General features: G+C 62.0%; 11 protein-coding genes. All 11 read right to left on the bottom strand.

Annotated features, from left to right (window positions below):
• Positions 1-110: 110 nt before the first annotated feature.
• Positions 111-1,040, bottom strand: a complete 930-nt coding sequence (locus AB7I51_RS08035) for a hypothetical protein (protein ID WP_428403806.1) — start codon at positions 1,038-1,040, stop codon at positions 111-113.
• A gap of 283 nt (positions 1,041-1,323) precedes the next feature.
• Positions 1,324-2,721: an NAD(P)(+) transhydrogenase (Re/Si-specific) subunit beta gene (locus tag AB7I51_RS08040; RefSeq protein ID WP_428403807.1), complete on the bottom strand. Its 1,398-nt coding sequence runs from the start codon at positions 2,719-2,721 to the stop codon at positions 1,324-1,326.
• 4 nt (positions 2,722-2,725) lie between these two features.
• Positions 2,726-3,178: an NAD(P) transhydrogenase subunit alpha gene (locus AB7I51_RS08045; RefSeq protein ID WP_409980452.1), complete on the bottom strand. Its 453-nt coding sequence runs from the start codon at positions 3,176-3,178 to the stop codon at positions 2,726-2,728.
• A 38-nt stretch (positions 3,179-3,216) separates the two neighbouring features.
• A complete protein-coding gene (locus AB7I51_RS08050) occupies positions 3,217-4,344 on the bottom strand; it encodes a Re/Si-specific NAD(P)(+) transhydrogenase subunit alpha (RefSeq protein WP_428403808.1) in 1,128 nt (375 codons plus the stop codon).
• A 72-nt stretch (positions 4,345-4,416) separates the two neighbouring features.
• Positions 4,417-4,563, bottom strand: a complete 147-nt coding sequence (locus AB7I51_RS08055; RefSeq protein ID WP_428403809.1) for an aa3-type cytochrome c oxidase subunit IV — start codon at positions 4,561-4,563, stop codon at positions 4,417-4,419.
• A 434-nt stretch (positions 4,564-4,997) separates the two neighbouring features.
• On the bottom strand, positions 4,998-6,632 hold the full coding sequence (gene groL, locus AB7I51_RS08060) for a chaperonin GroEL (RefSeq protein ID WP_428403810.1): 1,635 nt from the start codon (positions 6,630-6,632) through the stop codon (positions 4,998-5,000).
• A gap of 44 nt (positions 6,633-6,676) precedes the next feature.
• A complete protein-coding gene (gene groES / locus AB7I51_RS08065; protein ID WP_409980448.1) occupies positions 6,677-6,964 on the bottom strand; it encodes a co-chaperone GroES in 288 nt (95 codons plus the stop codon).
• 303 nt (positions 6,965-7,267) lie between these two features.
• Entirely contained in the window at positions 7,268-7,537 is a 270-nt protein-coding gene (locus AB7I51_RS08070; protein ID WP_428403811.1) for a DUF1150 family protein, read from the bottom strand.
• A 105-nt stretch (positions 7,538-7,642) separates the two neighbouring features.
• Complete coding sequence (odhB, locus tag AB7I51_RS08075; RefSeq protein WP_428403812.1) at positions 7,643-8,935, bottom strand: 2-oxoglutarate dehydrogenase complex dihydrolipoyllysine-residue succinyltransferase; 1,293 nt, start codon at positions 8,933-8,935, stop codon at positions 7,643-7,645.
• Positions 8,936-8,963: 28 nt separating this feature from the next.
• On the bottom strand, positions 8,964-11,948 hold the full coding sequence (locus AB7I51_RS08080) for a 2-oxoglutarate dehydrogenase E1 component (RefSeq protein ID WP_428403813.1): 2,985 nt from the start codon (positions 11,946-11,948) through the stop codon (positions 8,964-8,966).
• Between the two features lie 72 nt (positions 11,949-12,020).
• Complete coding sequence (sucD, locus tag AB7I51_RS08085; protein ID WP_428403814.1) at positions 12,021-12,905, bottom strand: succinate--CoA ligase subunit alpha; 885 nt, start codon at positions 12,903-12,905, stop codon at positions 12,021-12,023.
• Positions 12,906-13,212 lie beyond the last annotated feature (307 nt).

A 13,212-nucleotide genomic window follows, 5' to 3' on the forward strand; every position in this document is an offset into this window, starting at 1 on the left:
GCCGCGACGATCGGCCAAGACGCGATGCTCCGGCTTCCACATCCGCAACTCCCTTGCGAATCATCCTCTTCGCAAGAGAATCACAACCGACTCTTTCGACTCAACTTCTTTCAGGATCGGCTCTTAGCAACGAGCAGAGTTGGTTTTGTCTTGGTATAGGCAAAGTAATTGTCGAGTTCGTTAGCAATTAACAGGCAATTTTCTTCCTGACCAACAAAAAACACGAAATCGATGTTAAGTGACTTCACATCGTCTATCATGGGAGGGTTGATCATATTTGTTTTGAGCACCACTCTAGCGTGGAAATTATCTGACGCCCATTTGCTGACGGTATCACAATCATTAGCCAATGACCCGGCTCGTTCCTTGCAATAGTCCACAAGATAGTGCTTTTGGTCGAAATTTTCTTGTATCAATTTTACAAATTGTGCCGCAACATATTGAGTGTATATCGGATTTATTTCAGTATCTACTATGACCCAGATTCGTTTGGCGCCGGTTTCTTCGGCAAAGTTGGCCGCCGCCTCGGCCTGAAGGTCATCCGTGGGGGCCAGACGGAAAAGTGGTGAATATGCGCGCGAGCTGTCACGCACGACGAGATTTGGATTGCTTTCGATCGGCAATATGACCGGGATAGGAGGGTTAGCAAGCATATAATGATTTAGCGCATGAGAAGACGCCGTGCTGTTGAAATGTCCGATTACCAAAATTGTATCGTCCATTCCGATAATTCTTTTTGAGACTGCTTCTGCGTCATTAGGATCAGCGTTGACTTGCACCATTTCAACTCTGACGTCGTCTATTTGTTCGCCGTCTATTGAAGACTTTATTCCGTGCCATGAATCGAGAACGCCGGCTTGTTTGACGTCTCCCACGAAATAAATCTTGTAGGAACTCGGACCCGTGATCCAACTTCCGATCCATATTGCGATTGGCGCAATTATGACTATTGTAGCCAGGGCGCTTAAGAACTCATTACTTAGAAAGTGACAAAAATTCTTAAGCGCCACCTTTGCTTTGGATAATATATTGTTCAACATGCTCCTTACTCCATAAAAACATACTGACTGCTTAATATTAAAATCGAAACGCAGATGTAGGAGTTTGGTTCCCCCCGCTCCAAGTCGCGAGCCAGACCGACGCTTCCCAGCAGCGTAGATCGTGAGACGCGCAAAATCTCGGTAAGCTCTCGGACCTACTGGCGCGCGTGCGGCTTAAGCACGAGTCAGTCTTGAACCGAGCCTTCATTTCATATTGCGCCGGTCGCGCAAAAAAGCCCGGAAGAATACTCCCGGGCCGATTTGGTTTTTGCTTTGTTGAAGCTTAATGCGCCAGCGCCTTGACGATCGATTCGACGGTCTTCTTGGCGTCGCCGAACAGCATCATCGTGTTGGGCCGGAAGAACAGCTCGTTCTCGACGCCGGCGTAGCCCGATCCCATGCCGCGTTTCAGGAACAGAACCGTTTTCGCTTTCTCGACGTCGAGGATCGGCATGCCGTAGATTGCCGAGGTCTTGTCGGTCTTGGCGGCGGGATTGGTCACGTCATTGGCGCCGATGACGAAGGCGACGTCCGCCTGTCCGAATTCCGAATTGATGTCTTCGAGTTCGAACACTTCGTCATAGGGAACATTGGCCTCGGCGAGCAGCACATTCATATGGCCCGGCATACGGCCGGCGACCGGATGAATGGCGTATTTGATGTCGACGCCTTCCGCCTTGAGGATGTCGGCCATTTCGCGCAGCGCGTGCTGCGCCTGGGCCACCGCCATGCCATAGCCCGGCACGACGATCACCTTGCCGGCGTTCTGCATGATATAGGCGGCGTCCTCGGCCGAGCCCTGCTTGACGTTGCGCGTCTCCTTGCCGCCCGCCGGCCCCGCCACCTCGCCGCCGAAGCCGCCGAGAATGACCGAGATGAAGCTGCGGTTCATCCCCTTGCACATGATGTACGAGAGGATCGCGCCCGACGAGCCGACCAGCGCGCCGGTGATGATCAGCGCCAGATTGCCGAGCGTGAAGCCGATGCCCGCCGCCGCCCAACCCGAATAGGAGTTGAGCATCGAGACGACGACCGGCATGTCGGCGCCGCCGATCGGAATGATTAGCGTCACGCCCACCACCAGCGACGCGACGATCAGCAGGAACAGCCAGAAGCCGCTCTGCGTGCCGACGAATAGCGCGGTCAGCGCCAGCATCGCCACGCCGAGCATGATGTTGATGGTGTGGCGCTCCGGCAGCAGGATCGGCTTGCCGGTCATGCGCTCGGAGAGCTTCAGGAAGGCGATGATTGATCCGGTGAAGGTGATCGCGCCGATCGCCGCACCGAGCGACATTTCGACGAGGCTGCCGGCGTGAATCTCGCTCGAATCGCCGATGCCGAAGGCGCGCGGCGCGAAGAATGCGCCACCAGCCACCAGCACGGCGGCGAGGCCGACGAGCGAATGGAACATGGCGACGAGTTCCGGCATTTTGGTCATCGGCACGCGTTGCGCGATGAAGGCGCCGGCGCCGCCGCCGATGGCGACGCCGATCACGATCATCAGCAGGCCGCCGAAGGACGGAAAATGCGTCAGCAGCGTCGTCGCGACGGCGATCGCCATGCCGATCATGCCGTAGCGGTTGCCCTCCCGCGACGTCGCCGGCGACGAGAGGCCGCGCAACGCGAGGATGAACAGAACGCCGGAGACGAGATAGAGGAGGGCTGCGATATTGGCGCTCATGGCGTCAGCCCTTCTTCTTGTACATGGCGAGCATGCGTTCGGTGACCAGGAAACCGCCGAAGATGTTCACGCTCGCGAGTATGACGGCGATGAAGCCGAAGGCGTTCGCCCACCAGGAGCCCGAAGCCTCGGCGGCGGTCATGCCTTCGACGCCGGCGGCGAGCAGCGCGCCGACGATGATCACCGAGGAAATCGCGTTGGTGACCGACATCAGCGGCGTATGCAGCGCCGGCGTCACCGACCAGACGACGTAATAGCCGACGAATACCGCCATGGCGAAAATCGCCACGCGGAAGACGAAAGGATCGATGGCGCCGCCGGCGAGTCCATGCGCGGCGGCCGCAGCGGCCGTATGCGCGAGTTCGTCGGAATATTGTTGCGCCTGTTCGGCGAGATGGCGGGCGGCCTCGGCCGCCGCCTGCGCCTTCTCAAGCAATTGTTGCGTAGAGTCGGTCATCGCTTAACGCCCCTTTAGTTTGTTGTGCGCGCAGGCGGCTATTTGAAACGTTCGTCCAGGATAGCGCCGTCGCGGGTCAGCGCGGTCGCCTTCACCAGTTCGTCGTCCCAATTGATGGCGAGCTGCTTCGTGTCCTTCGAGACGAGCGTCTCGACGAAGGCCAGGAGATTCTTGGCATAGAGGCTCGACGCCGTTGACGCCATGCGGCCGGCGAGGTTGAACGCGCCGAGAATCTTCACGCCGTCGACGACTGTCGTTTCGCCGGGCTTCGTCAGTTCGCAATTCCCGCCGCGTTCGGCCGCGAGATCGACGATGACCGAGCCCGGCCGCATTGAATGCACCATCTCGGCGGAGATCAGCTTGGGCGCCGGCCGGCCGGGGATCAGCGCCGTGGTGATGACGACATCCTGCTTGGCGATATGCGCGGCGACGAGTTCGGCCTGCGCCTTCTGATATTCGGGCGACATTTCCTTGGCGTAGCCGCCCGAGGTCTCGGCCTGTTTGAACTCTTCGTTTTCGACGGCGATGAACTTCGCGCCGAGCGACTCGACTTGTTCCTTCGTCGCCGGCCGAACGTCGGTGGCGGTGACGATCGCGCCCATGCGCCGCGCCGTGGCGATCGCCTGCAGCCCGGCGACGCCGACGCCCATGATAAAAACTTTCGCCGCCGGAACGGTGCCGGCGGCGGTCATCATCATCGGGAAGGAGCGGCCATATTCGGCCATCGCGTCAATGACGGCGCGATAGCCCGCAAGATTGGCCTGCGACGACAAAACGTCCATGGTTTGCGCGCGGGTGATGCGCGGCATGAATTCCATGGCGAAAGCAATTGCGCCGGCGCCGGCGAGTCCGGCAAGCTGAGCGCCGGCGCCAAACGGATCCATGATTGCGATCACCGCGAGATTGGGTTTCGCGCCTGGGAGCTCGGCGGCCGAGGGCCGCCGGACGCGCAACGCCACGTCGGCGCCCGTCAGCGCCGCCGCCGCGCCATTGGCGATCGTCGCGCCGGCCGCGGCGTAATCGCCATCCGAGAAGCCGGCTGCGGCGCCGGCGCCGGCCTCGACCGCCACGTCGGCGCCGAGCCCGATGAATTTCTTGACGGTCTCAGGCGTGGCCGCGACGCGCGGCTCGGACTGATCCGTTTCAGCCAATACGGCGATGCGCATGACGAACTCCGGTTGCGGAAAAACCGTCGCCGCCAGCGTCGCCGACAGCGGTGGAAGGCGATGAGCGCGGACCTAGCGCGCGACGAAGAAATACAGCGCGAGCAACAGCACTGCAGTGCTCGCCGCCCCGATCTTCAGCAGCAGCAAAAATGTATTGTAGGTCTTTACGTGCTCGGCCCAGTCGCCGTTCGACTCCACCGGCGTGCGCAAGCTCGCCATCTCGCTCCTCCCGATTCTTGCTTGAGGCGCGCGAGACCCCGCGCGCGACGCTTATGCTAAACGAGCGGAAGCCATAGGGCAACGCCTCCGGCGCGCAAGAACCTGCGTCGCGCCGCCGCGCGCGGCGCAGAGAAGCACAGACGGAGTTCGGGTTTTATGACGCTCGGGCGGGCCTAGCGCTTGGCCGCCAAGACCGCGCGCAGCTTCTCTCGGAAACGCTCGCTGCTTGCTAAAGGGCGCATCAGCCGTAAGACGGCGTAACTCGGCGCCGCGAATGAAATGCGCCAACTCCGGCTTGTTCGCAACCATGCGAGCCTCCAGGCTCGCCAACGCTCCTGCGGCCGATTCGGTCAATTCGTAGCGTCGCATAAGACGCGCAAAAAAGCCCCGGACGCTTGTCCGGGGCCTTGTTTTCCTGGTTGAGCGGTCGGCGCTTAGAAGTCCATGCCGCCCATGCCGCCGCCCGGCATCGGCGGCGGAGCTTCCTTCTTCGGCGCTTCAGTGATCGTCGCCTCAGTGGTGATGATCAGACCAGCGATCGAAGCGGCGTCCTGCAGCGCGGTGCGCACGACCTTGGTCGGGTCGATGATGCCGAGCTTCATCAGATCGCCATACTCGCCCTTCTGCGCGTCGAAGCCGTAGCCATATTCTCCGGATTCGAGCAGCTTGCCGACCACCACGGCGCCATCGCCGCCGGCGTTGTCGACGATCTGGCGGGCCGGCGCCTGGATCGCCTTACGGACGATGTCGACGCCCGTCTGCTGATCCGGATTGCCGACCTTGACCCCGCCAAGCGCCTTGATGGCGCGCAGCAGCGCCACGCCGCCGCCCGGCGACACGCCTTCCTCGACCGCCGCGCGGGTGGCGTTGAGGGCGTCGTCGACGCGGTCCTTCTTCTCCTTGACTTCGACCTCGGTCGCGCCGCCGACGCGGATCACCGCGACGCCGCCCGCGAGCTTGGCGAGACGCTCCTGCAGCTTCTCGCGGTCATAGTCGGAGGTGGTCTCCTCGATCTGGCCCTTGATCTGGGAGATGCGCGCCTCGATGTCCTTCTTCTCGCCGGCGCCGTCGATGATCGTCGTGTTCTCCTTCTCGATGCGCACGCGCTTGGCGCGGCCGAGCATGGCGAGCGTGACGTTTTCGAGCTTGATGCCCAGATCCTCGGCGATCATCTGGCCGCCGGTGAGGATGGCGATGTCTTCGAGCATCGCCTTGCGGCGGTCGCCGAAGCCCGGCGCCTTGACGGCGGCGATCTTCAAGCCGCCGCGCAGCTTGTTGACGACGAGCGTGGCGAGCGCCTCGCCTTCGACGTCCTCGGCGACGATGAGCAGCGGCTTGCCGGTCTGCACCACGGCTTCGAGGATCGGCAGCAGCGGCTGCAGCGTCGAGAGCTTCTTCTCATGGATGAGAATATAGGGATCGTCGAGTTCGGCGATCATCTTCTCGGCGTTGGTGATGAAATAGGGCGAGAGATAGCCGCGGTCGAACTGCATGCCTTCGACGATATCGGTCTCGGTCTCGAGGCTCTTGGCCTCCTCGACCGTGATCACGCCCTCATTGCCGACCTTCTGCATCGCCTTGGCGATTTCTTCGCCGATGAAGCTGTCGCCATTCGCCGAAATCGTGCCGACCTGGGCGATCTCGTCGTTCGAGGTGACCTTCTTCGAATGCTGCTTGAGATCGGCGACGATGGCGTCGACGGCGAGATCGACTCCGCGCTTCAGATCCATCGGGTTGAGGCCGGCGGCGACCGCCTTGGAGCCTTCACGGGCGATCGACGCGGCCAGCACCGTGGCTGTCGTGGTGCCGTCGCCGGCGATGTCATTCTGCTTCGAGGCGACTTCGCGGACGAGCTGGGCGCCGAGATTTTCGAACTTGTCGGCAAGTTCGATCTCTTTGGCGACGGTGACGCCGTCCTTGCTGATGCGCGGCGCGCCGAAGGACTTCTCGATGACGACGTTGCGGCCCTTGGGGCCGAGCGTCACCTTGACGGCGTTGTTGAGGATTTCGACGCCACGCAGAATGCGGTCGCGGGCGTCAGTTGAGAAACGGACGTCTTTTGCAGCCATTTAAAATTCTCCTAGAGGGTTCAAAAGCGAACGGCGGCGTCGAGTCAGTCGACGATGCCGAGAATGTCGCTTTCCTTCATGATGAGCAGGTCATCGCCGTCGATCTTGACCTCGGTGCCCGACCATTTTCCGAACAGCACGCGGTCGCCGGCCTTGACGTCGAGCGGGTTGAGCTTGCCGTTTTCGTCGCGGGCGCCGGGGCCGACGGAAACCACCTTGCCCTCTTGCGGCTTCTCCTTTGCGGAGTCCGGAATGATGATGCCGCCTTTGGTTTTTTCCTCGCCTTCGAGTCGCTTGACCACGACGCGGTCGTGGAGGGGACGGAACGCCATTGTGAATCTTTCCTTTTCTGGCCTGACGGGGTTCTGCCCCGCCAAAAAGGGATATGCGAACGCCTGCTGGCACTCATTTAAGATGAGTGCCAGCAGGCGCCCTGCAGATAGGAGCGGGCGGCGCGGCTGTCAAGCCGTGGTCCGCGGGCGATGGCGAATGATTTTCGGAACGAGGGACAGGCGGCGCAGGATTGGGGCGTTGAACCCGCAGGCGACACGTCCGAAGCTGTTGAACTTTATGCCAACGGGTTCGTCGAGACGGCGGATTGCTCCGCGGTTTCCGCGGGCCCCGCCAGATGGACTCTAATGCAGGCTCACCATCTGCAAATGGTTTTCAACGGCGTTGCCGATGCAGCCTTCTTCCGAATCCGCGAGCACGATGGGCGCGCCATCCGCGCCGAACAGCGCGAAGATCGTCAACCCCGGCGCGATGTGAGGCGCCTGCGGGTAAAGCCGATTCACGTCCTCCGAACGCATCGGCCGCACATAAGCGATGAGACCATCGCCAAGCTGGGCAAACTGCTCGGTCGTCAGCGGAGATTCTGTGCGTTCGGTCGCGGTTTTCATGTCCATCTTCACCTCCATGGCGGTCCTTTCGCCCCCGCCGACAGCACCCAATGAGCGGCGCGCCGTCTAAATTTAGATGTGTAGCGTTTGGAGATTTTGAAGGGGTTGCGGTTAGAGTCCAAGCGCCAGTCGCGCCGGATCTTCAAGCAACTCCTTGACCCGCACCAGAAAAGTCACCGCTTCCTTTCCATCGACAAGGCGGTGGTCGTAGGAGAGCGCGAGATACATCATCGGACGCGCTTCGATCTTGCCGTCGATCACCACGGGCCGTTCCTGAATCTTGTGCATGCCGAGGATGCCCGATTGTGGCGCGTTCAGGATCGGCGTCGACATCAACGAACCATAGACGCCGCCGTTGGAAATGGTGAAGGTGCCGCCCTGCAGATCATTGATGTCGAGCGCGCCGTCGCGCGCTTTGCGGCCGAGTTCGGCGATGGTCTGTTCGATCTCGGCGAGCGACAGACGGTCGGCGTCGCGCACCACCGGCACGACCAGGCCCTTTTCGGTGCCGACGGCGACGCCGATGTGGCAGAAGCGCTTGTAAATGATGTCGGTCCCGTCGATCTCCGCATTGACGGCCGGAACTTCCTCCAGCGCCTGACAACAGGCCTTCACGAAGAAGCCCATGAAGCCGAGCTTCACGCCATGTCTCTTTTCGAAGGACTCCCTGTAGCGCTTGCGCAGTTCGATGAGCGTCGACATGTCGACTTCGTTGAAGGTCGTCAGCATGGCGGCGGCGTTTTGCGCTTCCTTGAGCCGTCGCGCGATCGTCTGGCGCAGGCGCGTCATCTTCATCCGCTCTTCCCGACGGGAGTCTTCCTGTGGAAGCGGCGGGCGCGGGGAGGGGGCTTCGACCCGAGCTTCAACCCGCGTTTCCTGGGCGGGGGCTGGCGCGCGGGCCTCCTGAGCGGGCTGCGGCGCCGCCGCCTGACGGGCGGCGAATTGGACGACGTCCGATTTCAGCGCCTGCCCGCGTTTGCCGCTGCCGGGGACCTGGGCAATGTCGATCCCCTGTTCGACGGCGATTTTTGCGGCGGAAGGCGACGGCGGCATCGCTGTCGCGGCGGGAGACGGCGCCGGCTGGGGTGCAGGCGCGGCCAGAATTGGCGCCGGCTTGGGCGCGGGGGATTTGGCCGCGGCCTCGCCGCCGCTCTTCGCCGGGGCCGTCGTGCCTTCGGCGATTTGGCCGAGCAGCGCCCCCGGCTCGACGGTTTCCCCTTCCTTCGCGACGATTTCGGCGAGCACGCCGGCCGCGGGCGCGTTGACTTCGAGCGTGACCTTGTCGGTTTCAAGCTCGGCGAGCGCCTCGTCGGCGCGCACCGTATCGCCGGCTTTCTTGAACCAGCGGCCGATGGTCGCTTCAGTCACCGATTCGCCCAAGGTCGGCACGCGAATTTCAGCCATCGGCTCTCTCTTTAAGTGGCGTCGCGTCCTAAACCGCGAACGCTTCGTCCAGGAATGATTTCAGCTGTGCGAGATGACGGGACATGGTGCCCGCGGCGGTTGAGGCCGAAGCGGGGCGCCCGACGTAGCGCGCGCGTTTCGACTTGCCGCCGATCTGCGTCAGCACCCATTCCAGATAGGACTCGACGAAGGACCAGGCGCCCATGTTCTTTGGTTCCTCCTGGCACCAGACGACGTCCGCTTCCTTAAATCGCCCGAGCGCGGTGACGAGGCTTTTTAGCGGGAAGGGATAGAGCTGCTCGACGCGCAGCAGATAGACGTCGTCGACGCCGCGCTTCTCGCGCTCCTCGAAAAGATCATAATAGACCTTGCCCGAACACAAGATCACCCGGCGAATATTTTCGTCCGGCTGAAGCACGAAGGTCTCGTTCGCCGCCGTTTCAGCGTCGTCGAGCAGCAGCCGCTGAAAGCTCGACGCCATGCCCATCTCGCCGAGACGCGACACGGCGCGTTTGTGCCGCAGCAGCGATTTCGGCGTCATCAGCACCAGCGGCTTGCGGAAGCTTCTGTGCAACTGCCGGCGCAGGATGTGGAAGTAATTCGCCGGCGTCGTGCAATTGGCGACCTGCATATTGTCTTCGGCGCAAAGCTGCAGATAGCGTTCGAGTCGCGCGGAGGAATGTTCCGGACCCTGGCCTTCGTAGCCATGCGGCAGCAGGCAGACGAGGCCGGACATGCGCAGCCATTTGCGCTCGGCCGAGGAAATGAACTGGTCGAAGACCACTTGCGCGCCATTGGCAAAATCGCCGAACTGCGCTTCCCACAACACCAGCGCATCGGGCTCGGCGAGCGAATAGCCATATTCGAAGCCGAGCACCGCTTCTTCCGAAAGCATGGAATTGACGACTTCATAACGCCCCTGGCCGTCCGCGACGTGATTGAACGGCAGGTAGCGCGCCTCACTGTCCTGGTCGATCAGCACGCTGTGACGTTGCGAAAAAGTGCCGCGTTCGCTGTCCTGCCCGGAGAGCCGGACATTGTAGCCCTCATAGAGCAGCGAACTCATCGCCAGCGCTTCCGCCGTCGCCCAGTCGATCGGCCCGCCATGTTCGATCGCCGCCTTGCGATTATCGAGAAAGCGCTGGATCGTGCGATGCAGATGAAAATCGGGCGGCGTCGAGGTGATCTTTTCGCCGATCTGCTGGAGGGTCTCCAGCGCGACGCCGGTCTGACCGCGACGCTCATTGTCGGAGAGCTGCGAGCCTGATTTTTTTCCGGCCCAGCGGCCGTCGAGCCAATCCGCCTTATTGGGCCTGTAGCTCTGGCCGGACTCGAACTCCTGATTGAGCCGCGCGCGCCACTCTTCCTTCATCCGGTCGACATCGTCGCGCGAAAGCACGCCTTCGGCGGTCAGGCGATCCGCGTAAATATCGAGCGTCGTGCGGTGCGCTCTGATCTTCTTATACATCAGCGGCTGGGTGAAGCCCGGCTCGTCGCCCTCATTATGGCCGAAGCGGCGATAGCACCACATGTCGATGACGACGGGCTTTTGAAACTGCTGACGGAATTCGGCGGCGACGCGGGCGGCGAAGACAACCGCCTCGGGATCGTCGCCGTTGACGTGAAGAATCGGCGCCTCGACCATCTTGGCGACGTCGGAAGGGTAGGGCGACGACCGCGAATAGCGCGGATAGGTGGTGAAGCCGATCTGATTGTTGATGATGAAGTGGATCGACCCGCCCGTGCGATGCCCTTTCAATCCGGAAAGGCCGAAACATTCCGCGACCACGCCCTGGCCGGCGAAAGCCGCGTCGCCGTGAATGAGCAGCGGCATCACCGGACGGCGATCGCTGTCGGTGCAATGATGCTGGTCCTGCTTGGCGCGGACCTTGCCGAGCACGACCGGATCGACGATTTCGAGATGGGACGGATTGGCGGTGAGCGAGAGATGCACCTTATTGTCGTCGAAGACCCGGTCCGACGAGGCGCCGAGATGATATTTGACGTCGCCTGACCCTTCGACTTCGTCCGGCAGGAAGGAGCCGCCCTTGAATTCGTGAAACAGGGCGCGGTGCGGCTTCGCCATCACCTGCGAGAGAATATTGAGGCGGCCGCGGTGCGCCATGCCGAGGACGATTTCCTTGACGCCCAGCGCGCCGCCGCGCTTGATGATCTGCTCCATCGCCGGAACGATGCTTTCGGCGCCGTCGAGGCCGAAGCGCTTGGTGCCGGTGTATTTGACGTCAAGGAATTTCTCGAAGCCTTCCGCCTCGACGAGCTTATTGAGAATCGCCCGCTTGCCTTCCGGGGTGAAGACGATCTCCTTCTTCGGCCCTTCAATGCGGGCCTGCAGCCAGCCCTTCTCTTCCGGGTTGGAAATATGCATGAATTCGAAGCCGATCGTGCCGCAATAAGTGCGGCGCAGGATCGTGACCATCTCGAACAGCGTGGCGAAGCGCATGCCCAATACGCCATCGAGGAAGATTTTGCGCTCGTAGTCTTCGTCGGTGAAACCGTATGTCTGCGGATTGAGTTCGCCGTGATCGTGGCGCTGCTCCAGCCCGAGCGGATCGAGATTGGCGTGCAGATGGCCGCGCATGCGATAGGCGCGGATCATCATCAGCGCGCGCACCGAGTCGCGCGTCGCGCGCAACACGTCCTCGCCGGTCAGCGCGGGCGCGGCGGGAGCGGCTGGCGCTTTATCAGGCGCCGGCGCCTCGCTGACGAGCGCGCCGACCCATTCGCCGTTTTGCGGCTGCGGCCAGTCGCGGCGCGCCCAGCTCGGCCCGTCTAGGGCGGCATTTTCCTGAGGTTTAAGGCCCATCTCGGCGAAGAAATTGCGCCAATCGGGACTGACCGAGGACGGATCGGCCTCATAGGCCGCGAGCAGGCCTTCCAGATAGCCTGCGTTCGCGCCCTGCAGAAAGGATGTCGAAGCGAGAAAGTCATTTTGCGGCGAGCGTGCGCCGGCCGGCGCTGGTCCGGCGCCGCCATTGGTTTCGAAACGCGCCATCTCAATCTTTCCCAAAAGCGCCGGCGCTCAAGGACGCCGACGACTTTCGAAGCGTCGAGCGGGCTAAGGCGGCTAGCCCTTCAGCGCTTCGACCAATGTCTTTCCGAGCCTCGCAGGCGACGGCGACACTTTAATGCCCGCCGACTCCATGGCTGCGATTTTACTTTCGGCGTCGCCTTTTCCGCCCGAGACGATCGCGCCGGCATGGCCCATTCGGCGGCCAGGAGGCGCGGTGCGGCCGGCGATGAATCCCACCATCGGCTTTTTGCGGCCGCGCTTGGCCTCGTCTATCAAGAATTGGGCCGCGTCCTCCTCCGCCGACCCGCCGATTTCGCCAATCATAATGATGGACTTAGTCGCGTCGTCGGCGAGAAACAACTCCAGCACTTCAATAAAATCCGTGCCTTTAACTGGGTCGCCGCCGATGCCGACTGCCGTCGTCTGACCCAGGCCTTCGCGCGTCGTCTGGAACACCGCCTCATAGGTGAGCGTGCCGGAGCGCGACACCACCCCGACGGATCCACGCGAGAAAATGTTGCCGGGCATGATGCCGATCTTGCTCTCGCCAGCGGTGACGACGCCGGGGCAATTCGGTCCGATCAGGCGGGACTTGGAGCCGCAGAGCGCGCGCTTCACCCGGATCATGTCCTGAACCGGAACGCCCTCGGTGATGCAGACGATGAGCGGGATTTCCGCCTCGATCGCCTCGCAAATGGCGTCGGCTGCGCCCGGCGGCGGCACATAGACGACCGAGGCATCGGCGCCGGTCTTGTCGCGCGCTTCGGCGACAGTGTCGAAAACGGGGAGATCAAGATGGACCGAGCCGCCTTTGCCGGGAGAGACGCCGCCGACCATTCTGGTCCCATAGTCGAGCGCCTGGACGGAATGGAAAGTGGCGGTCTTGCCGGTGAAGCCTTGGGTGATGACTTTAGTGTTTTTGTCGATCAGCACGGACATGAAGGCGAAATCCCGAAAGCAAGCGAAACGGCGCGCGCGCCTCTTCTGTTCAAGCGACAAACCGGGAGCCGCCGCCCGTCGTCGCCGGCGCGGAACCTATTGACAAAAGCTCAACCGCACAAGGCGACAAAGCCCCCTGCGACAGGGGGCCGCGATCGCCCTCAGGATTTGGACGAGTGTGACGCCGCCAACCTTTACGTTCAATGAACCGAGGCGGCCGTCTTCGGATTTCCCTATTGGAGCAAGCGCCGTTCGGCATCACGGGCTATCGCCGTCGCGCTTATCGTCTTGCGTCGGGATCAAATCT

Origin of the sequence: Methylocystis sp., from assembly GCF_050246715.1 — a bacterium.
GTDB lineage: Bacteria > Pseudomonadota > Alphaproteobacteria > Rhizobiales > Beijerinckiaceae > Methylocystis.